24 protein-coding genes and 1 tRNA gene are annotated in these 25655 nt (G+C 44.2%); 22 read left to right on the forward strand and 3 right to left on the reverse strand.

The genetic code is table 11. From position 1 onward, the window contains the following. Nucleotides 1–45 precede the first annotated feature (45 nt). Together cmoA and QQ041_RS05055 are read right to left on the reverse strand one after the other, a co-directional pair. Nucleotides 46–774: a carboxy-S-adenosyl-L-methionine synthase CmoA gene (gene cmoA / locus QQ041_RS05050; RefSeq protein WP_017062083.1), complete on the reverse strand. Its 729-nt coding sequence runs from the start codon at nucleotides 772–774 to the stop codon at nucleotides 46–48. Nucleotides 775–913: 139 nt separating this feature from the next. Beyond that, nucleotides 914–1819, reverse strand: coding sequence for a DUF72 domain-containing protein (locus QQ041_RS05055; protein WP_239716223.1), 906 nt, complete (start codon nucleotides 1817–1819; stop codon nucleotides 914–916). A gap of 314 nt (nucleotides 1820–2133) precedes the next feature. On the opposite strand from QQ041_RS05055, the gene aspS reads away from it, so the two are divergent. The 18 genes from aspS to QQ041_RS05145 all read left to right on the forward strand — a co-directional run bounded on the left by aspS (nucleotide 2134) and on the right by QQ041_RS05145 (nucleotide 19928). Then, nucleotides 2134–3912, forward strand: coding sequence for an aspartate--tRNA ligase (gene aspS, locus QQ041_RS05060; protein ID WP_285953241.1), 1779 nt, complete (start codon nucleotides 2134–2136; stop codon nucleotides 3910–3912). A 170-nt stretch (nucleotides 3913–4082) separates the two neighbouring features. Further along, nucleotides 4083–4604 carry a crossover junction endodeoxyribonuclease RuvC gene (gene ruvC, locus QQ041_RS05065; protein ID WP_008219936.1) on the forward strand — a complete coding sequence of 174 codons (522 nt, stop codon included), beginning with the start codon at nucleotides 4083–4085 and terminating at the stop codon, nucleotides 4602–4604. A 191-nt stretch (nucleotides 4605–4795) separates the two neighbouring features. After that, complete coding sequence (locus tag QQ041_RS05070) at nucleotides 4796–6256, forward strand: methyl-accepting chemotaxis protein (protein ID WP_285953242.1); 1461 nt, start codon at nucleotides 4796–4798, stop codon at nucleotides 6254–6256. A gap of 92 nt (nucleotides 6257–6348) precedes the next feature. Beyond that, nucleotides 6349–6960 (forward strand): Holliday junction branch migration protein RuvA, encoded by a 612-nt coding sequence (gene ruvA / locus QQ041_RS05075; protein ID WP_017062079.1) that lies wholly within the window; start codon nucleotides 6349–6351, stop codon nucleotides 6958–6960. Nucleotides 6961–7063: 103 nt separating this feature from the next. Beyond that, entirely contained in the window at nucleotides 7064–8080 is a 1017-nt protein-coding gene (gene ruvB, locus QQ041_RS05080) for a Holliday junction branch migration DNA helicase RuvB (RefSeq protein ID WP_017062078.1), read from the forward strand. Between the two features lie 551 nt (nucleotides 8081–8631). Continuing rightward, nucleotides 8632–10218, forward strand: coding sequence for a cytochrome ubiquinol oxidase subunit I (gene cydA / locus QQ041_RS05085; protein WP_017630634.1), 1587 nt, complete (start codon nucleotides 8632–8634; stop codon nucleotides 10216–10218). A 14-nt stretch (nucleotides 10219–10232) separates the two neighbouring features. Continuing rightward, on the forward strand, nucleotides 10233–11369 hold the full coding sequence (gene cydB, locus QQ041_RS05090; protein WP_146492171.1) for a cytochrome d ubiquinol oxidase subunit II: 1137 nt from the start codon (nucleotides 10233–10235) through the stop codon (nucleotides 11367–11369). A gap of 31 nt (nucleotides 11370–11400) precedes the next feature. Then, nucleotides 11401–11508, forward strand: coding sequence for a cytochrome bd-I oxidase subunit CydX (cydX, locus tag QQ041_RS05095; protein ID WP_000270284.1), 108 nt, complete (start codon nucleotides 11401–11403; stop codon nucleotides 11506–11508). Next, nucleotides 11501–11803, forward strand: a complete 303-nt coding sequence (ybgE, locus tag QQ041_RS05100) for a cyd operon protein YbgE (protein WP_060982372.1) — start codon at nucleotides 11501–11503, stop codon at nucleotides 11801–11803. The genes cydX and ybgE overlap by 8 nt, the downstream gene beginning before the upstream one ends. 172 nt (nucleotides 11804–11975) lie before the next feature. Then, a complete protein-coding gene (gene ybgC, locus QQ041_RS05105; protein WP_017104273.1) occupies nucleotides 11976–12413 on the forward strand; it encodes a tol-pal system-associated acyl-CoA thioesterase in 438 nt (145 codons plus the stop codon). Then, nucleotides 12403–13086 (forward strand): protein TolQ, encoded by a 684-nt coding sequence (gene tolQ / locus QQ041_RS05110; protein WP_285953243.1) that lies wholly within the window; start codon nucleotides 12403–12405, stop codon nucleotides 13084–13086. Before ybgC ends, tolQ begins: the two co-directional genes overlap by 11 nt. A gap of 3 nt (nucleotides 13087–13089) precedes the next feature. Next, nucleotides 13090–13533 carry a protein TolR gene (tolR, locus tag QQ041_RS05115; RefSeq protein WP_017062072.1) on the forward strand — a complete coding sequence of 148 codons (444 nt, stop codon included), beginning with the start codon at nucleotides 13090–13092 and terminating at the stop codon, nucleotides 13531–13533. Between the two features lie 13 nt (nucleotides 13534–13546). Beyond that, nucleotides 13547–14614, forward strand: a complete 1068-nt coding sequence (tolA, locus tag QQ041_RS05120) for a cell envelope integrity protein TolA (RefSeq protein WP_146492170.1) — start codon at nucleotides 13547–13549, stop codon at nucleotides 14612–14614. A gap of 12 nt (nucleotides 14615–14626) precedes the next feature. Next, nucleotides 14627–15979, forward strand: a complete 1353-nt coding sequence (tolB, locus tag QQ041_RS05125; protein WP_060982374.1) for a Tol-Pal system beta propeller repeat protein TolB — start codon at nucleotides 14627–14629, stop codon at nucleotides 15977–15979. Between the two features lie 111 nt (nucleotides 15980–16090). Beyond that, nucleotides 16091–16633, forward strand: a complete 543-nt coding sequence (pal, locus tag QQ041_RS05130) for a peptidoglycan-associated lipoprotein Pal (RefSeq protein WP_017062069.1) — start codon at nucleotides 16091–16093, stop codon at nucleotides 16631–16633. Between the two features lie 33 nt (nucleotides 16634–16666). After that, the gene (ybgF, locus tag QQ041_RS05135) at nucleotides 16667–17449 is read left to right on the forward strand and encodes a tol-pal system protein YbgF (protein WP_146492168.1); all 783 of its coding nucleotides are present in this window, start codon (nucleotides 16667–16669) and stop codon (nucleotides 17447–17449) included. 210 nt (nucleotides 17450–17659) lie between these two features. Further along, the gene (gene nadA / locus QQ041_RS05140) at nucleotides 17660–18721 is read left to right on the forward strand and encodes a quinolinate synthase NadA (protein ID WP_017062067.1); all 1062 of its coding nucleotides are present in this window, start codon (nucleotides 17660–17662) and stop codon (nucleotides 18719–18721) included. Nucleotides 18722–18896: 175 nt separating this feature from the next. Further along, nucleotides 18897–19928 carry a potassium channel family protein gene (locus QQ041_RS05145; RefSeq protein WP_048659644.1) on the forward strand — a complete coding sequence of 344 codons (1032 nt, stop codon included), beginning with the start codon at nucleotides 18897–18899 and terminating at the stop codon, nucleotides 19926–19928. A 76-nt stretch (nucleotides 19929–20004) separates the two neighbouring features. Here the strand turns inward: QQ041_RS05145 and QQ041_RS05150 are convergent, their stop codons facing one another. Next, a complete protein-coding gene (locus QQ041_RS05150) occupies nucleotides 20005–20574 on the reverse strand; it encodes a UPF0149 family protein (protein ID WP_017062064.1) in 570 nt (189 codons plus the stop codon). A 171-nt stretch (nucleotides 20575–20745) separates the two neighbouring features. Here QQ041_RS05150 and QQ041_RS05155 point away from each other — a divergent pair, with 171 nt between their 5' ends. From QQ041_RS05155 to gltS, 4 genes are all read left to right on the forward strand, one after another. Continuing rightward, nucleotides 20746–23199, forward strand: a complete 2454-nt coding sequence (locus tag QQ041_RS05155) for a hybrid sensor histidine kinase/response regulator (protein WP_285953244.1) — start codon at nucleotides 20746–20748, stop codon at nucleotides 23197–23199. A 248-nt stretch (nucleotides 23200–23447) separates the two neighbouring features. Further along, complete coding sequence (locus QQ041_RS05160; RefSeq protein ID WP_048616306.1) at nucleotides 23448–23897, forward strand: L-alanine exporter AlaE; 450 nt, start codon at nucleotides 23448–23450, stop codon at nucleotides 23895–23897. A 180-nt stretch (nucleotides 23898–24077) separates the two neighbouring features. After that, nucleotides 24078–24168 (forward strand) — tRNA-Ser (locus QQ041_RS05165). A 254-nt stretch (nucleotides 24169–24422) separates the two neighbouring features. Further along, nucleotides 24423–25637 (forward strand): sodium/glutamate symporter, encoded by a 1215-nt coding sequence (gltS, locus tag QQ041_RS05170; protein WP_146492166.1) that lies wholly within the window; start codon nucleotides 24423–24425, stop codon nucleotides 25635–25637. The last annotated feature ends 18 nt before the right edge of the window (nucleotides 25638–25655 follow it).

Genomic DNA, 25655 nt, shown 5'->3' on the forward strand with positions numbered 1-25655 from the left:
TAGTACGTGCTAACGGTGTCGCAACTGTTACGTAACCGAAAATGTTTACTTTATCGCGAACATTGAACCAAAGTTGAAACATTGGAACCAGACTTCGCTGCTTGAGAAGCCAATCTTATCAAATCGTTCTCTGTGAACAGGGATCGAATCCGGACGCATCACGTTTTCAATTGCGCTGCGTTTCTGGCTTACTTCTAGCTCGCTGTATCCGTTAGCACGTTTGAAATCATGGTGCAGGTCGATAAGCAGTTCATTTGAGCTTTCGTCTTCGAATACGTATTTTTCAGACAAGATTAAGATCCCGCCCGGGCGCAAGCCTGCATGAATTTTTTCAAGCAGAGCGTATCGATCGTCCGGAGACAGAAATTGCAGCGTAAAGTTAAGCACAACAACAGAAGCGTCTTTGATTTCGACTTCGCGAATGTCGGCTTCAATCACTTCTACTGGTGTGTCACTGCGATAAGCATTAACGTGCAATTTGCAGCGTTCAACCATGGCTTCTGAGTTATCGATAGCGAAAATCGTGCAGCCTTCTTGCTGAATGTGACGACGCATAGAAAGTGTCGCCGCACCAAGCGAGCAGCCAAGATCGTAAATATTTGAATGTGGCTTTACAAAGCGCTCAGCCAGCATGCCGATTGCAGAGATGATATTGCTATAGCCAGGCACCGAGCGTTGAATCATATCCGGAAATACTTCAGCAACCCTTGCATCAAAGGTGAAGTCTCCAATTTTATCAATAGGAGCGGAAAAGATATTGTCTGTGTTGCTCATGGCATTTTCTCTCGACAGTCAGCGTAATTGGTACAAAATTCGTACCAAATAAAAGGGGGCGTATTTTACGTAAAAAAAGCGCGGCTGTCACGAAAACTGAGATTTAGCTCAAGGTTCGAAGTTACTTATAGGTGAGGGGCTAAAACATCGAGATTTGGTTATTGCCTTTCTGAGCAGGAAACTGAGCCAGGTCAGGCAATAATAATGACGTATTTTCAGACACTTGCTTTTGCAACAGCTCGTAAATAGCGATGGCAAGTTCAGGCGCATGATTATTGTCTGGGGTGTGAATCATTAAATACGGTTGTTTCCCTTCGCTTAGCCAGTTTGGAATTTTGGTAAACCAAGGCTTAAAAAACTCAATGTTAGGTTCTTGGTCTGGGTGGCCAATAAATCGAATCATCGGGTTATTGGCGGTCGCAATCGCATGAACGGGGACACGCGGTTTTTTCTGATGTGCATCGAACACCGCTTCTGTGGTTGGTGGCGCGGAAAACACGGGGCGGCTATCCATAATTATGCGATTAATACCTTCTTCGACCAGCCATTGATTAAAGCGTTTTTCAGCATCGCCTTTATCAAAGAAACCCAAGTGTCGAACTTCGACACCAAGCTGCATATCTTTTGGGAACAAGGTGCAAAACTTTTGTAGGGCAGGCAGCATGCTGGGCTCAAAGCTGTGTGGCAGTTGAATCGTCCATTGACCAATGCGGTCGTGGAGTGGCGACATAGTCATCAAGAACTCTTTGAGCTCTGCTTGGCAGTGCCTGAGTTGCTGCTGGTGGGTGATGAATTTAGGTAGCTTGAAAGTGAACCTGAAATCATCATGACTGGCGGCTTTCCAGTTATGAACGGTCGACATACTCGGCGTAGCGTAAAAGGTCGTGTTGCCTTCCACAGTATGAAAAACTTGTGTGTATTTCTCTAAGCGTTCAGCAGGCTTTGTTCCTTTTCCGTAGAACTGACTTTGCCACTCAGAATGAGACCACATGGTTAATCCAAGTCTTAGAGGTAAAGTTTCTGCTGTTATTACACGATCATCCATCTATTACACCGTTATTCATCACGCCATCAGACATTACAAAAAGTTTTTGGGTTTAAACGAAAATCTACTTTACGAGAGTTTTGCTGATTAAGGTACTTTCGAGATATAATTATCGCAATTTTTTCGGTTTTGATGAATCTTTGCGCACTTGATGGGCTAAAAAGCAGCAAAGCCAGATAAAACACAATAAATTCGAATGTGGAAGGTCGATTTTAAGCGAGTTTCCGCGTATAAATGTTCCTTTGCTCTGTTGTGTGGAATGACCACAGACAGCTTGGAAACTAGTAAATAATTAAGAGATTGGGAAATTCATTATGCGTACCCATTACTGTGGTAACCTGAACAAGTCCCTGGCGGGACAAACTGTAGAATTGTGCGGCTGGGTAAACCGTCGCCGTGATTTAGGCGGTCTTATCTTTATTGATATGCGTGATCGTGAAGGCATCGTTCAGGTTGTTGTCGATCCAGATATGAAAGATATCTTCCCGATCGCTAACCAACTGCGTAATGAATTCTGTATCAAGTTTACTGGTGAAGTACGTGTTCGCCCGGACAGCCAAGTAAATAAAGACATGGCTACTGGTGAAGTAGAACTTTACGCGACCGGTCTAGAGATCATTAACCGTTCAGAAGCGCTTCCACTAGACTTCAACCAAACGAACTCTGAAGAGCAGCGCCTTAAGTACCGTTACATCGATCTTCGTCGTCCAGAAATGAGCGACCGTATCAAGCTTCGTGCACGTGCTTCTAGCTTCGTTCGTCGTTTCCTTGATGAGAACCTGTTCCTAGACATCGAAACGCCAGTACTAACGAAAGCGACACCAGAAGGTGCTCGTGACTACCTAGTACCAAGCCGTGTTCACAAAGGTAGCTTCTACGCACTTCCTCAATCCCCTCAGCTGTTCAAGCAACTGCTGATGATGTCTGGTTTTGACCGTTACTACCAAATCGTTAAATGTTTCCGTGATGAAGATTTACGTGCTGACCGTCAGCCTGAATTTACTCAAATCGATATCGAAACATCTTTCATGACTTCTCAAGAAGTACGTAACGTGACTGAGAAGCTTGTTCACGATATGTGGAAAGAACTTCTAGATGTTGAACTAGGCCAATTCCCAGTAATGCCTTTCTCTGAAGCGATTCGTCGTTTCGGTTCTGATAAGCCAGATCTACGTAACCCACTAGAGCTAGTTGATGTTGCTGACTTGGTTAAAGACGTTGAGTTCAAAGTATTTTCTGGCCCAGCTAACGACGAGAAAGGTCGCGTAGCGGTTATTCGTGTTCCAGGTGGTGCTAAGCTAACTCGTAAGCAAATCGACGGTTACGCTGAACACGTAAACATCTACGGCGCGAAAGGCCTAGCTTGGATGAAGGTTAACGACCGTGCTGCAGGCATGGAAGGTATTCAATCTCCAGTTGCTAAGTTCCTAAGCGAAGACGTAATCAACGGTATTCTAGATCGCACTCAAGCTGAATCTAGCGATATCATTCTGTTCGGTGCAGACAAAGCGGGCGTTGTTGCTGAAGCAATGGGCGCACTTCGTCTTAAACTAGGTACGGATCTAGAGCTAACAGACACATCTGCATGGGCTCCACTGTGGGTTGTTGACTTCCCAATGTTCGAAGAAGACGGCGAAGGTAACCTACACGCAATGCACCACCCATTCACATCACCACTAGGTGTGAACGCGGAAGAGCTTAAAACGAACCCAGCAGCAGCAAATTCAGATGCATACGACATGGTAATCAACGGCTACGAAGTAGGCGGCGGTTCTGTACGTATTCACAACGCAGAAATGCAAACAGCGGTATTCGGTATCCTAGGTATCGAAGCACAAGAGCAACAAGAGAAGTTCGGCTTCCTACTTGAAGCGCTTAAGTACGGTACGCCACCACACGCTGGTCTAGCATTCGGTCTTGACCGTCTAGCAATGCTGCTTTGTGGTACAGAGAACATCCGTGACGTTATCGCATTCCCGAAAACAACAGCAGCAGCATGTCTACTAACAGACGCGCCAAGCCTAGCGAACCCGGCATCACTGGAAGAGCTAGCAATCGCAGTTAAATTGGCAGAGAAAAAAGAGCAAGCGTAAGCCTGTTATCTTTTCTTGTTGATGAAGAGATCCTAGTTGATAGAGAGCTCTTAATTCATTAGCCAGACCTGTCAGTAATTAGAAAATGCCCGTTAATTTGACGGGCATTTTTTTTTGCGTTCGATATACTAAGCTCATAAAGCATGTATAAATAATCAGTATTTGAAATTATGTCTATTATCTTAGGGATTGACCCTGGCTCTCGTATTACCGGCTATGGCGTGATTCGTCAAAATGGTCGTCATCTATATTACTTAGGTAGCGGTTGTATTCGCACCTCTGAAAAAGAACTGCCGGGTCGACTTAAACAAATCTACGCCGGTGTGAGCGAAATCATCACTCAGTTTCAGCCGGATGTGTTCGCTATTGAGCAGGTCTTCATGGCGAAGAATGCGGATTCTGCACTTAAGCTTGGACAAGCTCGTGGCAGTGCGATAGTGGCTGCGGTGAATGCTGATCTGCCCGTCCATGAGTATGCGGCTCGTTTAATAAAACAAGCGGTGACAGGCAATGGTGGTGCTGATAAGTCGATGGTTCAAAACATGGTGATGAGCATGCTTAAGTTACCGGCTAAACCACAGGCCGATGCTGCCGATGCTCTAGGCGTAGCGATCACTCACGCCAACACTAATAAAACCTTGATAGCACTGGCAGGTAAGGCGACAGGCGCGAGAAAAGGGCGCTACCGTTAAGTCCCATCCCTCTGCTTTCTAAAAGCTTGCATTCCATGAGCCTACGCCTCGTTTAGCTCAAAGTAAGACGCTCTTAAATCCTTGATGAAATGAGATCTTTCGAACACAAACCAAATAATAACATTGCGTATCATTTAACATGTTATTAACATTGGTCAGAGGTCTTACAAGTCAATCAAGGATGATCACTGATGAACCCAATCAAGCTGTGGCGCGCGCTATTTCTACCCAAAAAAAATGGGTGGAGTAACAACGAAGTCAGACAAGCCGATATCTTATTACTCTTCACTTTTATCGCCTTCTTTGTGGGTGTCTACAGCCTCATCAAGTGGGCCAAGCATGAAGAGCAGCTGCTGGTTGCCACTTCCGTATTTCTTATCGCCTTTGAATTAGTCTCTGCACTTCTATTACGCATTACCCGAAAGCCTAGCTTGGCATTGAACTTTGGCTTTGTCGGCATGGCAGTGCACGCGCTGAATATCATTTACCAAAGCGGTGGTGTGGTGGCATCGACTCAGGCTTATTGGGTTCCTTTGTTAGTGGTCGCTTTTTTCTTATCGGGAACACGCATTATCGCTTTGGTATGGAGTGGGCTAGTGATTGGCGTGTCATTGATGATGACGTCGGCTCACCTTGATGGCTTTGAATTTCCGCAGTTAGTACTTACTCCGGAAGCCGTGGTCGTTGAAACCTGGTCTGGTGTAATCATGCCGCTGGTGGTGATCTGTATTGCTCAAGCGTTTACCGCTAAGCAAAAAGAGGTGGCGATTGAAATGGCAGAAGATGCGATTTCAGAAAGCCAACACGTTGCCAATCAAGCGACGCAAAGCGAAGGACGACTTTCGATTGTCCTTGACCAAGCTAACTCAAACTCTGAAAGCTTACAGGGCGTATCTGTTCACTTGGACCAGCAGTCGCAAGATCTGCATGCTCAAGTTGAGGTGCTTAACATCAATTGCGAATCTCAGGCGAGTGCAGCAGAACAGATGAGCCAACAATTGCACCAAATGACTCAAGGTATCGAAGAATCAAACTCATTTGTGGGTGAGCTAAAAGAGCGTAGCGAAGCCGTGGGAACGAAAGCGCAGAAGAGCTCAGAATCACTAGAAGCTTCAACCAGTGCAATCAGCCAGATCATTCAAAGTAATCAAGAGATCATGAAAGTCGCTGATTTGATTACCTCGGTTGCTGAGCAAACCAATCTATTAGCACTTAATGCAGCAATAGAGGCGGCACGCGCTGGTGAGCAAGGACGAGGTTTTGCGGTAGTTGCAGACCAAGTGAGAGAGTTATCGGCGAAAAGCAGTCACTCCGCGATAGAAATTCGAACCTTATTAGACCGAAGTAAAGAAGAAGTGGAACATGGTAGAGCGATCATTGAAACTACGGCCAATGAAATGAACGGCATTATCTCTGAGGTGCAAACCATTTCTACTGATGTAAACCAACTGACCAATATTATGGCGATGCAGATGAGCTCATTGAAAGAACTCGATCTTGCGAGTTCAGAAGTAGCACAGAGTGTTGCAGAAACCAAATCCGTTTCAGGCTTAGTTGCTAATTATGGTTCTGAGCTAACAGGTCATGTGACTTCGGTTAAAGAACTGGTTGCGAGCTTGAACAGCGTGGTCTCCCAAGCAAAGCAAGCTTAAATAAATCATCCTAACAAACACAAAGAACTGGATAAGCATCCAGTTCTTTTATATTCTGTCCCTCAAATTATATTCCATCAAGAGAGTGAATTGTGATCGGACGTCTACGCGGTACATTAATAGAAAAACAGCCACCAGAATTACTAATCGAAGTGAGTGGTGTTGGCTATGAAGTTCAAATGCCAATGAGCTGTTTTTATGAATTACCAAATGTTGGCGAAGAGGCAATTATCTACACTCACTTTGTTGTTCGTGAAGATGCACAACTGCTTTACGGATTCAACACAGTTAAAGAACGTGCGCTGTTTCGTGAAGTCATCAAAGCAAATGGTGTTGGTCCTAAGCTCGGCCTTGGCATCCTCTCAGGCATGACTGCGAGCCAGTTTGTGCAGAGTGTTGAGCGTGAAGATATCTCTACGCTGGTTAAACTTCCGGGTGTGGGTAAGAAAACCGCAGAACGTCTGGTTGTTGAAATGAAAGACCGACTGAAAGGGTGGGGCGCGGGAGATCTGTTTACTCCAGCGACGGATGCTGCTCCTATTGATTCTATGCCAACCGTTCACGACGCGGAAGAAGAAGCGGTAAGTGCACTACTTGCATTAGGCTACAAGCCGACTCAAGCTTCTAAGGTGGTTTCTCAAGTGGCTAAAGATGGCATGACCAGCGAACAGTTGATTCGCGAAGCTCTGAAATCGATGGTTTAATACCCGATATACTTGTTCGACAAAATAGACTCATTCACTTTGCCTTTACACAGAGTCAAGAAGCGCAGAGTCAACAAGAGTATAGTTAGGAATAGCAGAATTTATGATTGAAGCCGATCGCCTTATTGCACCGGATAACCCAGTATTCAAAGATGAAGATGTCATTGATCGTGCAATACGCCCTAAAGCACTTGCCGACTATCAAGGCCAGGATCACGTTCGTGGCCAGATGGAGATTTTCATCAAAGCGGCACAACTGCGTAATGAGGCGCTCGATCATCTGTTGATATTTGGTCCTCCAGGTTTGGGTAAAACCACGTTGGCGAACATTGTTGCCAATGAGATGGATGTCAACATTCGTACTACTTCAGGCCCTGTTCTAGAAAAAGCGGGTGACCTAGCGGCGCTGCTGACCAATCTTGAAGAAAATGATGTCCTTTTCATTGATGAGATTCACCGTTTAAGCCCTGTGGTTGAAGAGGTGTTGTATCCAGCAATGGAAGACTACCAATTAGACATTATGATTGGCGAAGGCCCAGCGGCGCGTTCTATCAAGATCGATCTTCCTCCTTTTACTTTGATTGGCGCAACCACTCGTGCTGGCTCACTGACATCGCCGTTACGTGACCGCTTCGGTATTACTCAGCGTCTTGAGTACTACAAGGTTGAAGACCTACAAAACATTGTTCAGCGCAGTGCTGATTGCCTTGGTCTTTCTATGGAGTCCGAAGGGGCGTTAGAAGTTGCTCGCCGAGCTCGTGGTACGCCACGTATTGCTAACCGTCTACTGCGCCGTGTTCGCGATTATGCGGAAGTGAAAGGCGACGGACATATTTGCCCAGAGGTTGCTGATAAAGCGCTAAACATGTTGGATGTCGATGCTAAGGGTTTTGACTACATGGACAGAAAACTTCTGCTTGCGATCATGGAGAAGTTTGGCGGTGGTCCGGTTGGTATCGACAACATGGCTGCTGCGATTGGTGAAGAGAGAGACACCATTGAAGATGTGTTAGAGCCTTACTTGATTCAGCAAGGTTATCTACAAAGAACACCAAGAGGTCGAATCGCAACTGACAGAGCTTATTTACACTTCGGTATAGATAAGCCGTCTAATCGTTAAATTATTCATTTTTAAAGATCCCAGTTGCATAAGCGCTGGGATTTTTTGCATTTTACTGAATAACAACTCTTTGCGCGAATCGATAAAAATGCCGAATAGAGCTTTCAAAAATGAAAACTTTGATTTCAGGTTTGATTTGGCTAACAAAAATTGAAATAAGCTGTCATAAATTTTGTTAATACTTTATGGGTAGTTGTAATTTGTATGTTGAGGCAGTGCTGAGCTTTTGTCACAGATATCATGCGCTGTTATTAACAGAGCTCAAATTGGTGTGATTTTAGTCATGATTGTTCAAAAATACCTCTAATTTGCGTGAATAAAATTGATACAAATCAACGCAGGCTTCTCCTATAAATCTTTTGAAACATACTGATTTTACCAGTAATATTAGCGCCAGCTATATTAGCCCATGCTTAACAATAATCTAACTATAACGGTACGTTTTTGCTACAAATTTCAATTTGTAATAACAATCATATAAATTGTTTTAACATGGATTTTTGCGGTGAATAATCACACAAGTGTCATTCAGCCGACACAAAGGAGTTACCATGATTGATGTTGTTGATCTGTCGCGATTGCAATTTGCATTTACAGCGATGTATCACTTCCTATTTGTTCCACTGACACTAGGTATGGCATTTCTACTTGCCATTATGGAGTCAGTTTATGTAATGACTGGCAAGCAAATTTACAAGGACATGACCAAGTTCTGGGGTAAATTGTTTGGTATTAACTTTGCTCTTGGTGTAGCGACAGGCTTAACCATGGAGTTCCAGTTTGGTACTAACTGGTCTTACTATTCTCACTATGTTGGCGACATCTTTGGTGCTCCGCTAGCTATCGAAGCGCTTGTTGCATTCTTCCTAGAGTCTACTTTTGTTGGCCTTTTCTTCTTCGGTTGGGACAGACTGTCAAAGCGTCAGCACTTAGCGGTAACTTGGTTAGTAGCACTTGGTTCTAACTTTTCTGCGCTTTGGATCTTGGTAGCAAACGGCTGGATGCAAAACCCAGTGGGTGCGGAATTTAACTTTGAAACTATGCGTATGGAAATGGTGAGCTTCGCTGAAGTTGTACTAAACCCAGTAGCGCAAGTTAAATTCGTACACACAGTAGCGTCTGGTTACACAACGGGTGCGATGTTCATCCTTGGTATCAGCTCATACTACATTCTTAAAGGTCGTGACCTTGCCTTTGCTCGTCGTTCTTTCGCGATTGCAGCATCTTTCGGTATGGCGGCGATCCTGTCAGTAATCGTACTAGGTGACGAATCTGGTTACGAGCTTGGTGAAGTTCAGAAAGTGAAGCTAGCTGCGGTAGAAGCAGAGTGGCACACGGAAGAAGCACCAGCAGCATTTACTGTTTTTGGTATTCCTAACCAAGAAACAATGGATACTGACTACGCAATTAAGATCCCTTACGTAATGGGTATTATTGCAACGCGTTCTCTTGATAAAGAAGTAACGGGTCTACGTGACCTACGTGATGACCACGTTGATCGCATCCGTACAGGTATGTACGCATACGAACTACTTGAGAAACTACGTGCGGGCGATAAGTCTGAAGAAAACATGGCAGCGTTCGATGAAGTGAAAGGTGACCTAGGTTACGGTCTACTTCTTAAGCGCTACACAGACGACGTTGTTGATGCAACAGAAGACCAAATCCAAATGGCTGCGGATGATTCAATCCCAACAGTTTGGCCTCTATTCTGGTCATTCCGTCTGATGGTTGCTTGTGGCTTCATCATGCTGTTTGTATTCGGTGCTGCGTTTGTTCAAACGTGTCGTCAGAAAATCGAACAGAAACCATGGGTACTTAAAGCTGCGCTATTCTCAATCCCACTGCCTTGGATTGCGATTGAAGCAGGTTGGTTCGTTGCTGAGTTTGGTCGTCAACCATGGGCGGTTGGTGAAATCCTACCGGTTAACGTTGCTGCATCAGCACTAACTATTGAACAGCTTTGGACTTCTCTATTCGCTATCCTGGCATTGTACACAGTGTTCTTGATTGCTGAAGTTTATCTAATGCTGAAATTCGCACGTAAAGGTCCAAGTAGCTTGAAGACAGGCCGTTACCACTTCGAACAAAACGATAACTCTGTTGAAGACAAAGTTAGCCGTTCAGTTGAAGTATAAGTGAGGGAATATTAATGTTTGATTACGAAAGCTTACGACTCATTTGGTGGGTATTGATCGGTGTTTTACTGGTTGGTTTCGCCGTAACTGATGGCTTCGATATGGGTGTTGCCGCTCTTTCTCCTGTTATCGGTAAGAGCGACACTGAACGTCGTATTATGCTCAATACTATTGCCCCTCACTGGGATGGCAACCAAGTTTGGTTGATCACTGCTGGTGGTGCATTATTTGCTGCATGGCCGCTGGTTTACGCAACGTCGTTTTCTGGCTTCTACTTCGCAATGTACGCGACGTTAGCTGCGCTTTGGTTACGACCACTTGCACTTGACTACCGTTCTAAGATTGAAGACCCAAAATGGCGCAAAACTTGGGACTACGCACTTTGCTTTAGTGGCACAGTACCCCCAATCATTTTTGGTGTTGCATTTGGTAACCTATTACAAGGTGTGCCATTTGATCTGAACAGTCTAATGATGTCAAAGTACCACGGTACGTTCTTCGCTCTGTTGAACCCGTTTGCATTACTATGTGGCGTGTTGGCTCTAATGTTGTTCGTAATGCAAGGTGCAACATGGCTTCAAATGAAGACAACAGAAGATCTGCATCGCCGAGCTCGTAACGTTGCTCAGATCACTGGTCTAATTGCAATTGTTCTGTTCGTTATTGGTGGCTTCTGGGTTCAATCTATCGAAGGCTATGTAATCACGAGCACTATCGATACGTTTGCTGACTCAAACCCACTAAACAAAGAAGTCTCACTTCAAGTGGGTGCTTGGATGACAAACTTCGAAACGTATCCTGCAATGTGGGCGGCGCCGATCCTTGGTGTAGCAATGCCACTGCTTGCTGTGATTGCATCTCGCTTTGAGCGTGGTGGTTTCGCATTCTTGTTCTCAAGTCTATCTAACGCTGGTGTTATTTTAACGGCTGGTTTTGCAATGTTCCCATTTGTAATGCCGTCTAGCCTGAACCCTAACCATAGTTTGACTATGTGGGATTCAACAGCTAGTGAGCTAACGCTTGGTCTTATGACCGCAGTTGCGGCGGTAATGGTTCCTGTGATTCTTGGCTACACAACTTGGACATACTACAAAATGTTCGGTCGTCTAGATAAGAAACACATCGAAGATAACGACGTTTCAGCTTACTAAGCTAGAAGTGAAATAACTTAGGAGAAATTTTATGTGGTATTTCGCATGGATTTTGGGTGTACTTCTAGCATGTGCATTCGGCATCATTAATGCTCTATGGCTAGAGCATTCAGAAATGATGGACAAAGACAGTGAGTAATCTCGCAGAGCAAGTTGCTAAGCTGCATCAACCAATGGATAAGACTTTGTTAAGAGCTTTATCCCTAGTATTGGGTTTTATGCATGTGGGTTTAGTGATGTGGGATCCTGAAGCGTATGCGACAAGCATCGGTGGCTTTAACGCGATCATCGGGCCAATGTTTATCTGGGCAGTATGCTCAAGCATGGTTTACGGTATCGGATTTAAGCCAAGAGCTTGGATGTGGCAGCTATTGTTTAGCCCATACGTTTCACTCACAATTTTGCTCTACCTAACGGTGCTGCGCCTTTTATAAAAGGCAAAGGATTTAGGTTCATTACAACGTGAATCTTTATACTTGTTGGGTTTTTAGCCAAAAAGAGGTCATCTTATACAGATGGCCTTTTTTTTCGTCTGTTAAATCAAAAAATTCACAGCGATATACTATTAATGATAAGGAGTTAGGTTATAGTGAGATCTTTATCGTTTTGAATTGTGGTATCAAATTGCAGGGATTATCTAAGCCATTTACGTGGCCAGTGACAGTGTATTACGAAGACACCGATGCAGGTGGTGTTGTATACCATTCAAACTATCTTAAGTTTTTCGAACGCGCTCGAACTGAGATGCTGCGCTCAATTGGCGTTTCTCAGCAAGTATTGTTAGAACAAAACATCGGTTTTGTAGTCCGACATATGGACATTGATTTTATTCAAGGCGCGCGTCTTGATGATTCTTTACAAGTCATTACAAATATTTACGAGTTGAAGCGAGCTACCTTGGTCTTCTGTCAAGAGATCGTAAATCCTGATGGCAAAGCATTGTGTAAAGCAATGGTTAAGGTAGCATGTATCGACAATCAAAAAATGAAACCAAAGGCAATGCCAACATTTATTCTTACGGAGCTAACGAATAGTGACTGCTGAAATCTCAATCTTAGGCCTAATTTTAGAAGCTAGTTTATTAGTTAAAATGGTCATGCTAGTTCTTATGGGCATGTCTGTTGTTTCTTGGGCGATGATCATCAAAAGAAGTAAAGTATTATCTCAAGCTTCGAAACAAACAGAAGTGTTTGAAGATAAATTTTGGTCAGGCGTTGATCTTGCAAAATTGTACCAAGAGAGCAATAAACGCAAAGGCGAGCTTTCTGGTACTGAAGAAATTTTCTACGCAGGCTTTACTGAGTTTGCTCGCCTTCGTAAATCGAATGCAACTTCACCTGACTTCATTATGGAAGGCACAGGCCGTGCGATGCGCGTTGCTGTTGCTCGTGAAGTCGATGAACTAGAAACTAACTTACCTTTCTTGGCGACCGTTGGCTCTATCAGTCCATACATCGGCCTATTTGGTACGGTTTGGGGCATCATGCACTCATTCATCGCATTAGGTGAAGTGAAGCAAGCTACGCTCGCAATGGTTGCCCCTGGTATTGCAGAAGCACTGATCGCAACAGCAATGGGTCTATTCGCTGCAATTCCAGCAGTAATGGCGTACAACCGCTTCAGTAGCCGAGTAGGCAAGCTAGAGCACAACTACGCGACTTTCTCTGAAGAGTTCCACAGTATTCTTCACCGTCAAGCGATGGCTGGCAGGGAATAATAGATGGCTGGATACCAACCTAAAAAACGCAAAATGACAGCAGAGATTAACGTTGTACCTTACATCGACGTTATGCTTGTTTTGTTGATCATTTTTATGGTGACTTCACCGTTTGTTACTCAGGGCGTTGACGTTGAGTTGCCTCAGGCTTCAACGGCTAAGTCGGCACAAGATCTATTGGGTGACGACAACGCGAGTTTCATCATCGTTGAAGTGAACAAAGACGGTGAGCTTGGCTTGAGTGTTAATGACGAAGAAGTACAACGTGGCTTATCCATGGAAGATATTATCGTCCGAGTGAAAGCTGAGTTGTCTTTGAAGCCAAACTCTCCAGTGGCGGTAGGTGGTGATGCCGCAACGCCATACGCTGAAGTGGTTTTATTACTTGATGAATTAAGCCGTGCAGGTGTGCCAAAGGTTGGCCTTTTAACGGATATAAGGGAATAGCTCCGTAGCATTCATGAAAGCGAATAATAAAAAATCCAATAATTTCAGATCACCGCTTCTTATTTCTCTTGGGCTGCACGTCATTTTATTCGTTGCGCTCATTTGGGGAGCGGATTTCACGATGTCAGAGCCAAAGCCTACAGGGCAGATGGTTCAAGCTGTGGTGATTGATCCTCAGTTGGTTCGCCAGCAAGCTCAACAGATTCGTCAACAAAGAGAAGCGGCGAGTAAGAAAGAGCAAGAGCGTTTAGACAAACTAAGACGTGAAAGCGAACGACTTGAAAAGAATCGTAAAGCTGAAGAAGAAAATATTCGTAAGCTGAAAGAAAAGCAAGCTAAGGAAGCTAAAGCGGCTCGAGAAGCGGAAAAGCGCCGAGTTGAGAAAGAAAAACAACGCAAAGTTGAAGAAGCGCGTTTACAGCAAGAGAAAAAGAAAGCCGCTAAAGCCGAAGCTGATCGCAAGCTAAAAGAAGCTGCGTTAGTGAAAGCCGAGAACGAGCGTAAAGCCAAAGAAGCGGCGATTGCAAAAGCGGAACAAGAACGCGTGGCAAAAGAGAAAGCTGCGAAAGAGGCAGCAGACAAAGCTCGTAAAGAGAAAGAAGCTGCTGAACGCGCTGAAAAGCAACGCATAGCGAAAGAGAAAGAAGCGGCAGCCGCAGCAGAGAAAGCCCGTAAGGCAAAAGAAGCTGCAGCAAAAGCAGAAAAAGAGCGTAAACAGCAAGAAGCAGCATTGAACGATATCTTTGCTGGTCTTGAAACTGAAGCGACTCAAAACTCTTCAGCAAGGCAACAATTTATCAGTGATGAAGCTCAACGTTACGGTGCTATCTATACCCAACTGATTCAACAGAACCTGTTGTTAGAAGACAGCTATCGAGGGCGTTCGTGCCGAGTGAACCTTAAGCTAATTCCAACCGGCTCTAACGCGATATTGGGTAGTTTGAGTATCTTAGATGGTGATAGCCGTCTATGTGCAGCAACCAAACGTGCTGTGGCACAAGTGCAATCTTATCCATTGCCTAAAGACCCAGACATTGTGAACTCACTGAAAGACATTAACTTAACTGTATCACCAGAGTAAAAGGACGAACTTGTGTTAAAGAAACTATTACTGAGTTTTGTTTTCTTAATAGCGACAAGCAGCCAGTTCGCACATGCGGCACTGGAGTTGGTTATTACAGACGGTATTAACTCTGCACGACCTATCGCTATTGTCCCTTTCCGTTGGGAAGGCGCGGGACCATTGCCACACGATGTATCAGCCGTTATCGCTTCTGACTTACAACGCAGTGGTAAATTCAGCCCGGTTGCAACAAGCAAAATGCCTCAAACGCCTTATAGCGAATCTGAGGTCAACTTTGATGCTTGGACTAACCTAGGCGTTGATTCATTGCTAACAGGTAGTATCACTAAAAATGCCGAAGGGCAGTATGTGGTGAACTACCAACTGATCGACATTGTTCGTGGTCAATTGACTAAAGGACAAAGCCGCGCACTAAGCGATGAAGGCCAATTGGTACTTTCTAAAGACCACGTGTTGTTCAACAAAAAAGCGACAGTGCCTGGTAAACGCTTGCGAGAGTATGCACACCGCATCTCTGACTTAGTGTATGAAGAACTCACCGGCGAAAAAGGGGCGTTCTTAACTCGTATCTCTTACGTGGTCGTTAACGACAAAGATAAATACCCGTACCAACTTCGTGTTGCTGACTACGATGGCTTTAACGAGCGTTTAGTTCTTCGTTCTAAGCAACCGCTCATGTCACCAGCATGGTCACCAGACGGTAAGAAACTTGCTTATGTGAGTTTCCAAAATGGCCAAGCGGAAATATTCATCATGAATATTTACACGGGTGAGCGTGAGAAAGTGACGTCATACCCTCGTCACAATGGTGCGCCAAGATTCTCACCAGATGGTAAAACATTGGCATTGGTATTGTCGAAAACAGGTAGCCTTCAGGTTTACACACTTGACCTTGCTAGCCGTAAGCTGACACAAATTACCCGTGGCCGTTCTAATAATACGGAACCATTCTGGCACCCAGATGGCAAGTCTCTTATTTTCACATCGGATCGTGGTGGTAAACCACAGATTTATAATGTAAATTTGTCAAATAATTCGACATCTCGTATTACTTGGCAAGGTAGCCAAAACTTAGGTGGCCAGATCACCCCTGATGGTCGATTCCTGATCATGGTGAATCGCAGTAACTCAGGTTTTAACTTGGCTAAGCAAGATTTGGAAACAGGTGCGGTTCAGGTACTAACAAAAACATTGTTAGATGAATCTCCAAGTATTGCACCGAATGGAGGTATGGTTATCTATAGCTCTATTTACAACAAAACTAACGTACTATCGATGGTTTCTATCGATGGCCGTTTTAAAGCTAGATTACCGGCAACCAACGGACGCGTAAGAGCGCCAGCGTGGTCACCGTTTCTCTAGTTAATTTGATACATTCTTTTAGCTATTGATAGTGTTAACTATTGTGGCAATTAACTATCTATAGCACTTAGTCGCTGTAGAAACTAAGTTTGATAACGTAAGGAAAAAAAGATGCAACTTAACAAAGTTCTTAAAGGCTTGATGATTGCACTACCAGTGATGGCAGTAACGGCATGTAGCTCAACTGATGAAGCAACATCTGCAACATCTGGTACAGAAAGCAACCAAACAACTTCAGGTTCAGAAGGCAACGTAGACACAACTGTTGTAACGCCAATTGACGCTAACGGTCAACTGTCTGAGCAAGAGCTTAAAGAGCAAGCGCTACGTGAAACTCAAACAATCTACTTCGCATTCGATAACTCTACTATCGCTGGCGATTACGAAGAAATGCTAGCAGCTCACGCAGCTTACCTAGTTAAAAACGTTGACATGAACGTTACTATCGAAGGTCACGCTGACGAGCGCGGTACTCCTGAGTACAACATCGCACTTGGCGAGCGCCGTGCACAAGCTGTAGCGAAATACCTACAAGCTCTAGGTGTTCAAGCTGACCAAATCTCTATCGTAAGCTACGGTGAAGAGAAGCCACTTCTTCTAGGTCAATCTGAAGATGTGTACGCTAAAAACCGTCGCGCAGTACTAGTTTACTAATTTTAGTAGACTATATAATTGAGGAATTGCCTCATGTTCAGTAACACAAAGCGAGTCATTTTGCTTTCGTTACTGGCAAGTGCAGCGAACACCACGTTCGCTGCACCAGCTCCAGTATCCGATCTCAATAGCACCGCAACCAATTCATCATCTTCCTCTCGATCAGCATCTAACGAATCAGATATTGAGCGTTTAGAGCGTCTGCTTCAAAATCGCAACCTCGTCCAACTTCAAATGCAACAGCAAATCGACGATATGGCACTGGAGATCAGTGAACTTCGCGGTGAGCTGGAACGAAATAGTTACGATATGAAGCAAATGCTAGAGCGTCAGCGTGAATTGTTCATTGAACTGGATCGCGTGAGAGGCGAGGTGAAAGCAGCAGGAACAGCAACGGTAGCAGTGGCGGTGGGCGAAGGCTCTAAAGACGCTTCTGGTACGTTTAGTACTGATGTGGATGAGCAAACCGCTTATCAAAATGCTGTAGATATGATTCTAAAGCAACGAGATTACACGGGTGCTATCGCAGCATTCCAAAAGTTTCAAAAAGACTTCCCAGATTCAACCTTCACACCTAACTCACATTACTGGTTAGGCCAGCTTTATTTCGCTAAGAAGCAAGATAAAGAAGCTGTGAAGAGCTTCGCTGCTGTTGTGTCTTACAAAGACTCAAACAAGCGAGCAGATGCACTGGTTAAGCTTGGTGACATAGCTGCGCGCAACAACAACGCGACGCAAGCTAAGAAATATTACCAACAAGTCGTAACCGAGTACCCAAACAGTGCTTCGGCTAAAGTGGCCAAAACCCACTTGTAAAACAAAATAGGGGTGCTTAGGCGCCTCTTTTTTATACCTGATTACTTCCGTTTGATGTTTACTTATCTTCTTTGTGGTGCCAACACGTCGCCTTGTTTATGCGTTTTAAGCATTAGCTAGCCACCGCTTGCAACCAATCCTTTTTGATCCCAATCGCTGTCCTGTGTAGAATACTCTAATTCTCGGAAGAAGTTGCGTAGAGCAAGAGCAATGAGTCATATACTAGATAAAATCGATACAGTTTACCCGTTTCCGCCTAAGCCAGTTCCATTGAGCGATGCTCAGAAACAGGCCCACATCGCAAACATCAAAAAACTACTTCAAGAAAAAGATGCAGTTCTAATTGCACACTACTACACCGATCCTGAAATTCAGGCTCTGGCAGAAGAAACTGGCGGTTTCGTTGGCGATTCATTAGAAATGGCTAAATTCGGTAACCGTCATTCAGCAAGCACTTTGATCATCGCTGGTGTTCGTTTCATGGGTGAGTCTGCAAAGATTCTTACTCCTGAAAAACGCATTCTAATGCCAACACTCGAAGCTGAATGTTCGCTTGATCTTGGTTGTCCGGCTGACAAATTTACAGAATTTTGTGATGCTCACCCTGACCACACCGTGGTTGTATACGCGAACACTTCAGCGGCTGTCAAAGCTCGTGCAGACTGGGTGGTTACGTCGAGCATCGCTTTAGAAATCGTTGAAAGCCTAGACGCTGAAGGCAAACCTATTATTTGGGGCCCAGACCGTCACCTAGGTTCTTACATCGCAAATCAAACCGGCGCTGACATGTTGCTTTGGCAAGGTGAGTGTATCGTTCATGATGAGTTCTCAGCTGATGCTTTGAAAAAAATGAAATCGGTATACCCAGAAGCGGCTATTTTGGTACACCCAGAATCACCAGCAAGCGTGGTTGAACTGGCTGATGCTGTAGGCTCAACAAGCCAGCTGATCAAGAAAGCAAAAGAGCTGCCTCATCCACAGATGATTGTGGCGACAGACAAAGGTATCTTCTTCAAGATGCAGCAATTGGTTCCTGAAAAAGAGCTGATTGAAGCGCCGACAGCGGGTGCTGGTGCAACGTGTCGTAGCTGTGCACACTGTCCTTGGATGGCAATGAACGGCCTTGAAGCGATTGAAAACGCACTTGAGAATGGTGGTGAGCAACACGAAATCTTCGTTTCTGACGAGCTACGTGTAAAGTCTCTTATCCCTTTGAACCGCATGCTAGATTTCGCAGAGCAGTTAAATGTGCAGGTAAAAGGTAACGCGTAAGTCGTTCTTTTATCTAATCAACAAAAAAACCAGCCAATAGTGCTGGTTTTTTTGTGCCTGAGTATAGGCCGCTAATATCAATTTTGTGGTCATGTATCTTTTTCTTATGATACATCTTGTTGATATCGCGTATTTTTTCTAGCATGTAACTAAGAGAAATGGATTAGAGGCTCGAATGATAATCTGGTTACAACTCAAACGCTGGATCAAAGCAAACATCTTTGTTTTGAATGGCAAAAACTTACTGTTCACTTTTCTTGGCTACATCGCTCTATCGTGGCTGATGCTGTATTTGGCGGGTGAAACAGATTTAACCAGTTCGGTCACCGTATTCGCTTACTACTTGGTGGTAACGGCTTCTACAGTTGGTTATGGTGATTTATCACCGACCACGGTAGCGGGGCAGTGGATTGTTATTCTATTTGTGATTCCCGGTGGGTTGAGCCTTTTCGCCGCATTACTGGGTAAAGTGGCGACAGAAGGTGTTGAATATTGGCGAGCGGGCTTGCTAGGAAAAAGGAGAGTTAGAGTGGACAACCACATTTTGATGTTGGGGTGGAATGAGCAAAGAACCATTCATCTCATCCGCATGCTACAACACGAAGAAACAGGTAAGCGACCAATCGTATTATGTACCCGTTCAGATATCGAGAACCCGTTACCCGGTGAAATCAATTTCGTTAAAGTAAACAGCTACACCGATGGCAAAGAGATGGAGAAAACGGGCATTGAGTCTGCAAGTTGCATCTTGATTGATAACCCAGAAGACGACATTACGTTATCTGCGGCGCTTTACTGTGCCAACCGAAACCCTAAGGCACACCTTCTTGTTTACTTTAAAGACGAAGCGCTGAGCGATTTATTGCACAAGCATTGCCCTAACTCAGAATGTATTCCAGCGGTGGGTGCTGAGATGTTAGCAAAGGCTGCGGTAGACCCAGGATCAAGTGCGCTTCATCAAGAGTTATTGAGCTCAACAAGAGGCATGACGCAGTATTCAACGTATTTCCCTGAAGACGCCGAGCCTGTCACCGTTGCGCCTATTTTCTCTGTGTTTAAAGAGAAGTATCAAGCAACGCTGATCGCGATTGATACGGGGAGTGGTATTGAACTCAACCCAGAATTAGACCAAGTGGTAAGTAGTGGCACTAAGCTGTTTTATATTGCTGATGAGCGCATTGATGACTTCGATTGGAAAGGCTTCTAAAGCCACTATTTTTACTTCGTCTGAAAACTAAAAAAGGCCTCATAATGAGGCCTTTTTGGCAGTATAAAACTCACTGTTATTGAGCTTCAGCCAGTGCAATACCACGTTGAGTGAGACCGCAAAGCATGACAGGAACAGCGTTAAAGATCTCTTCGAACTGCTCTAGGCCTTCGATGCCTTGCTCTGCAAGCGTAGCAATTGAAGTTTCTGGATCGTAAAGCATACTCAGTGAAAGTAATACGCCACCAACAAGCGCGTTGTCTTCGCTCTCTTCAGGCATTAGCGTTTCCCAATCATCACGAGCAATCTGCCAGCCTTGAAGCAAGCCTTCACAAAAATCACGAGCGGCAGTGTTAACCACTTCTTCGTCGTCTAATTGACAAGCTTCAGGCCAAACCCAAGTACCTTCAATCAGTTCTGGGCGAGTTTTATTCCAAAGCTCGATGATAACTTCAATGTAGCTTTCTAGCTGTTCACCATCCGTAAAAGGCGCGACTTCTTCGCCACCCCATAAGAACGGTAGCCACTCATGCGGGGTTAACACATTCGGTGCCGCTGCCATTGCAGTGACAAACCCCATTGTTTTGTGTTCTGTGATTAGCTTTCCTTCCAACTCTGGAAGCGCAAGAATATCTTGTAAAGTCAAAGTGAGGTACCGTAAAAGGGAACATATTTGCGCTTATAGTACCAATGAACTTGTGCCAATCAAGCTTCAATCTAAAAAGGCTTGATGTCATGGATGATAAACACTAGGTTTAACAGAAAAGAAAACAATAAAAGAATTATGCAGATACGGTCGTCTTTAAAGAAAAAAAGCATGGTAGCGCTTGGATTATACCTTGCGATGTTTATTGCCATTGTCGGTAGTGTGACGTATTACGTCGTAGAATCCCCTGTGCGCGCCAAATTACAACAAAACCTCGACTTACGTACGCAACTATTATCCGCATTGATTACAGAGCCACTCAGCAGCTCTCAAGGCTTTGTTGATAGTTTAGTGGGATTTGCACAAGCGCATCGTAACGGTGATGACGTCACTCTGCTACTGAAGTCAATGCTGGCAGCGAGCGATGATACGATCGTTAGCGCAGGTATTTGGCCAGAGCCTTATGCGCTTGATTCTAAAAAGCTCCTTAATAGTCATTTTTTCAATAAAGCAGACGATGGTAAGATTGACCAGTTGTTTTCTTACAACAATCCTAAAAACACCCCGTATCAAGAAGAGTATTGGTACACCTCTGTAGCCAATAAAAAACAAGGAACGATCTCTTGGAGCGACGTGTATATTGATCCCTACACGCACGTACGGATGATCACTGCTTCATCCCCTTACTACTATGCAGGCGTTTTTTCCGGCGTTGCGACGGTGGATCTCTCGCTTGAAGAGCTGCTTGGCTTCATCAAGAACCACGCCGAAGAGTACAATCTTGGTATTATGCTCAGAGATAAACTCAATCAAGTGTTGGTGTCCCATAACTTCAATCTCGTTGAAGGGATCTACATCAGTAGCAATCAATTTGGTGACTTCGGTTGGCAAGTGGATGTGGTGAACTCCAAGTCACGGGTAGCGGACGAGGTGTTTCGTCAGGTAATGAGTATTGAGGGCGGTATTGTACCCTTGTTACTACTCTGTGTGATGGCGGGTTATTACTTACTTAACCGTTACTTAATCAGTCCAATCACCAACATTGCCACTCAAGTAAACAGTTCGAAGGCCGGTGAAGTGATTGACGTTGATTATTCAAGCCACGATGAGATCGGCCACCTGATTAAAACCTTCAATGAGAAGACGGTGTATCTCGAAGCTGAAAAAGTGAAAGCACAAGCATCTACCAATGCTAAAACCGCTTTCCTTGCGACACTGTCACATGAAATTCGTACCCCTATGAATGGGGTGTTGGGTACTGCTCAGATCTTATTAAAAACACCTCTAAATTCTGAACAAGAGAAGCATCTCAAGAGTTTGTATGAGTCCGGCGATCATATGATGACTCTTCTCAACGAGATATTAGACTTCTCGAAGATCGAGCAGGGTAGATTGGATCTTGATGAAACACGTTTCCCGCTTGATTCGATCATCGGCAGTATTAACAGTGTTTACTACACATTGTCTTCCGAGAAAGGGCTTCAATTCAAAGTGTACTCCGAGGTGCCTTCTGGTCGTTGGTACTTCTCAGATAAAGCCCGCCTTCGCCAAATTTTGTTTAATTTATTGAACAACGCAGTGAAGTTTACCTCCAGAGGCTTTGTTGAGGTGTACCTTAAAGAAGTCGTAGACGGGAGTGACACCTATCTTAGTATTCGAGTTCGTGATACAGGAATTGGTATCTCTAAAGAAGCTCAAAAGCGTATTTTTAAACCGTTTGAGCAAGCGGAGTCTTCCACTACAAGGCGTTTTGGCGGTACTGGTCTTGGCTTAGCGATTGTGAAGAAAATTGCCCAACTGATGGATGGCAGTATCACCGTTACCAGTGAAGAGGGGATAGGCACTAGCTTTGATGTTCGCTTGAAGATTCAGCCATGTCAGCCTGGTGAAATAGAGAGCTTGCCACACAAGAAACTGGACTACTCCGGCTTAAAAGTATTGATTGTCGAGGACAACCGAACTAACACGGTGATCATTGAAACTTTCATGAGCAGTAAAGGATTCATTTGTAAGAGCGTCGAGAATGGTGAGTTAGCGATACAAGCCGCGGTTGCTGAGCGCTTTGATTTGATACTCATGGATAACCATATGCCAGTGATGGATGGTGTTGAATCAACCACTGCTATTCGTGCTTTGATAGGTGATGTGTCATCGGTATTGGTGTTTGGTTGTACGGCTGATGTCTTTAAAGAGACTCGCGAGCGTATGCTGGGGGCGGGTGTGGATTATATTATCGCTAAGCCGATTGATGAGCGTGAACTGGATGATGCCTTGTTCCGCTATTCAAATAAGCTTTACCAATACCATGACGTAAAAGCGGATGAGCTCGAAAGCCAAGACGTAAAACAACACGATTCAAAAAGTACAAGCGAGTCATTGCCTAAACCTGATCTTCGCAACAAAGATAACACTGAAGAGCTATTAGTGACGCTGTATGTGGCGCTAGAAGACAACAACCTAGAACTGATTCAATTTGCACTAGAGAGTCTACGTGTCCACGTTGAACCTATGAACAACGCTGAACTTACTTATCAAGTCGATAAAGCGTTAGAGCAGGTTTCTTTAGGATCACCACCTACACAAGATGTCATTAATATCATTACTGTAAATCTACCGATGGCTTAAATGTTGTTTAATTACGGTAAGTAAATGACGAATCGTCCAATATTTGACCTTGGTTTGATTTTTTGGTGGAAGCTACTGCTTTTGAAGAGGTTTTTGGTTGTTAATTTACAACTTGATTTTTAATTTGGAATGTATGACTGCTAATCTTATGATTTAATAGCGACATTATCTGGTAGGGTGTAAATGCACCCTGTTTATATGTTGCTAATTCACTCAATAGGCAGTGATATATTTTAGGTTTGGCGTCAATGAAGTCTCGTGGTCCATTTTGTATTCGAAACGCAGCTGCGGATACATTTGCTATGGTCGTTTTCTGTTTTATTTCAGGCATGATCGTAGAAGTGTTTATTTCTGGTATGACGTTTGAGCAATCTCTTGCTTCTCGAACGTTATCTATTCCGGTAAACATTGCTATCGCTTGGCCTTATGGCGTTTTTCGTGATTGGTTCTTGCGCAATGGTGCTAAACTTTCACAAAGCTCATTGATGAAAAATTTGTCTGATTTGATGGCATACGTGTTATTCCAGTCTCCTGTGTATGCAGGTATTTTGTTGGCAGTAGGTGCTTCAGGCGACCAGATCGTGACGGCTGTAACCAGTAATGCAGTTATCTCGTGCGGTATGGGCGTACTTTACGGCTACTTCCTAGATATGTGTCGTAAATGGTTTCGAGTTCCAGGCTACTATCAACAAGCTTAAGAAAAGCAACAAGCGTAAGTGTAGTGAAAGAATGAAATTTGGTTTGTTTTTGATCTAATGAGTTAATTTGTAATCGAACAAACCGAAAAAGGCACTTTTTTTGAGAATGCCCCTTGACCAAAGCAAGCAGAATCAATAAAGTAGCGCCTCGTTGAGTGACATGCTCAACACACAATTTGTGGAAGGATGGCTGAGTGGCTTAAGGCGCTCGCCTGGAAAGCGAGTATACGTTTATAGCGTATCTGGGGTTCAAATCCCCATCCTTCCACCACTATTCAAAACCCTAGCAGAAATGCTGGGGTTTTCTCGTTTTAGAGCCCCTATATTCCACCTTACCTGTATATCTCCCTAGTATCCGTTCCTTTAATCATTTCTTTATAGTTATTACCTCTATTAATACCGTCGCAGAATCAACCATATTAGGTGTTTTTATCATCGATAATCGCTTGATTTTTTGGCATGAATCTAGATTATTAATAGTACGCAATATTATGAATAATCTAACTATTAGGAATCCATAGTCCCATGACAGAAACCCTAGTTTCTCCAATGCTCTCTTTTACGATCGCGATTTCGTTACTGTTTATCGGTAAAGGTTTGATTGAGCGATCTGAAGTATTAAGAAAGTATTCACTGCCAGAGCCTGTGATTGGTGGCTTTGTCTGCGCAGCGACCGTAGCAGCGCTTTACTATATTTTTGAAATCCAAATCACCTTTAGTCTAGATGTCAGAGACTTTTTGCTGCTTTACTTTTTTGCTGGTATTGGACTTCAAGCGGATATTAAGACTTTAGTTAAGGGCGGGCGGCCGTTGTTTATCCTGCTTTGTCTCGCTTCGACTTTTATTGTCCTTCAAAACGTTGTTGGCATGGCTGTCGCGTCGGGTTTTGGTATGGACGCGAAAGCGGGTTTGTTGTCAGGATCTATCAGTCTAATTGGCGGTGTTGGTACGACACTAGCGTGGGCGCCAATGTTTGTGGAAGAGTTTGGTATTGCTAACGCGCTAGAGCTCGGTGTGGCTTCCAACACGGTTGGTTTGATTGCAGCGTGTGTGATTGGTGGTCCGATTGCCAACTACCTACTCAATAAACACAAAGTGAGCCCTTCTAATGAAGAAGAGGTGACGGTTGGTGCATACCAAGAGAGTGAGACAAAAACAGAGCTAAGCCACTATGGCGTTCTGTGGGCATGGTTGATTCTAAACCTGACACTTATGCTGGGTTATAGCTTAAGTGAAGTTATTGACTCAATGGGGTTGAAACTGCCGTTATTCGTTAGCTGTTTGATCGCAGGTATCTTAATCGGAAACGTCGGTCGCGCACTGTTTAAGAAGCGTCGTACACAAGAGAAAATCGCTCAAGGCCGCAAAGGCTTAGCGATGATCTCTGACATCTGTTTGGGTATGTTCTTGACCATGGCCTTGATGGGGCTGCGTATCTGGGACCTTGATGGGTTGTTTGGCTATATCTCTGTGGTCATGAGTATCCAGATCTTGCTTTCACTTCTGTTTACGATATTCGTCGTTTATTACTTGATGGGACGAAACTACGACTCTGTGGTGATATGCTCAGGCTTCGGTGGTATCACTTTAGGCTCGACTGCGACAGCAATTGTTAACATGACAGCCGTAACTCACCGCTATGGCGCAAGCCCACAAGCATTTATTGTGGTGCCATTAGTGTGTGGTTTCTTTGTCGATCTGATCAACGCGCTAGTGATTAGTTTCTTTGTTGGTCTGTAAGTGAAGTGACGGGTTGTT

Source organism: Vibrio sp. TMPB1044, from assembly GCF_030442075.1.
Lineage (GTDB): Bacteria > Pseudomonadota > Gammaproteobacteria > Enterobacterales > Vibrionaceae > Vibrio > Vibrio satsumensis.

Coding starts and splice junctions, on each gene's coding strand:
- cmoA (WP_017062083.1), bottom strand. CDS start 774: ATGAGCAACACAGACAATATCTTTTCCGCTCCTATTGATAAAATTGGA.
- QQ041_RS05055 (WP_239716223.1), bottom strand. CDS start 1,819: ATGGATGATCGTGTAATAACAGCAGAAACTTTACCTCTAAGACTTGGA.
- aspS (WP_285953241.1), top strand. CDS start 2,134: ATGCGTACCCATTACTGTGGTAACCTGAACAAGTCCCTGGCGGGACAA.
- ruvC (WP_008219936.1), top strand. CDS start 4,083: ATGTCTATTATCTTAGGGATTGACCCTGGCTCTCGTATTACCGGCTAT.
- QQ041_RS05070 (WP_285953242.1), top strand. CDS start 4,796: ATGAACCCAATCAAGCTGTGGCGCGCGCTATTTCTACCCAAAAAAAAT.
- ruvB (WP_017062078.1), top strand. CDS start 7,064: ATGATTGAAGCCGATCGCCTTATTGCACCGGATAACCCAGTATTCAAA.
- cydA (WP_017630634.1), top strand. CDS start 8,632: ATGATTGATGTTGTTGATCTGTCGCGATTGCAATTTGCATTTACAGCG.
- cydB (WP_146492171.1), top strand. CDS start 10,233: ATGTTTGATTACGAAAGCTTACGACTCATTTGGTGGGTATTGATCGGT.
- cydX (WP_000270284.1), top strand. CDS start 11,401: ATGTGGTATTTCGCATGGATTTTGGGTGTACTTCTAGCATGTGCATTC.
- tolR (WP_017062072.1), top strand. CDS start 13,090: ATGGCTGGATACCAACCTAAAAAACGCAAAATGACAGCAGAGATTAAC.
- tolA (WP_146492170.1), top strand. CDS start 13,547: ATGAAAGCGAATAATAAAAAATCCAATAATTTCAGATCACCGCTTCTT.
- pal (WP_017062069.1), top strand. CDS start 16,091: ATGCAACTTAACAAAGTTCTTAAAGGCTTGATGATTGCACTACCAGTG.
- ybgF (WP_146492168.1), top strand. CDS start 16,667: ATGTTCAGTAACACAAAGCGAGTCATTTTGCTTTCGTTACTGGCAAGT.
- nadA (WP_017062067.1), top strand. CDS start 17,660: ATGAGTCATATACTAGATAAAATCGATACAGTTTACCCGTTTCCGCCT.
- QQ041_RS05145 (WP_048659644.1), top strand. CDS start 18,897: ATGATAATCTGGTTACAACTCAAACGCTGGATCAAAGCAAACATCTTT.
- QQ041_RS05155 (WP_285953244.1), top strand. CDS start 20,746: ATGGTAGCGCTTGGATTATACCTTGCGATGTTTATTGCCATTGTCGGT.
- QQ041_RS05160 (WP_048616306.1), top strand. CDS start 23,448: ATGAAGTCTCGTGGTCCATTTTGTATTCGAAACGCAGCTGCGGATACA.
- gltS (WP_146492166.1), top strand. CDS start 24,423: ATGACAGAAACCCTAGTTTCTCCAATGCTCTCTTTTACGATCGCGATT.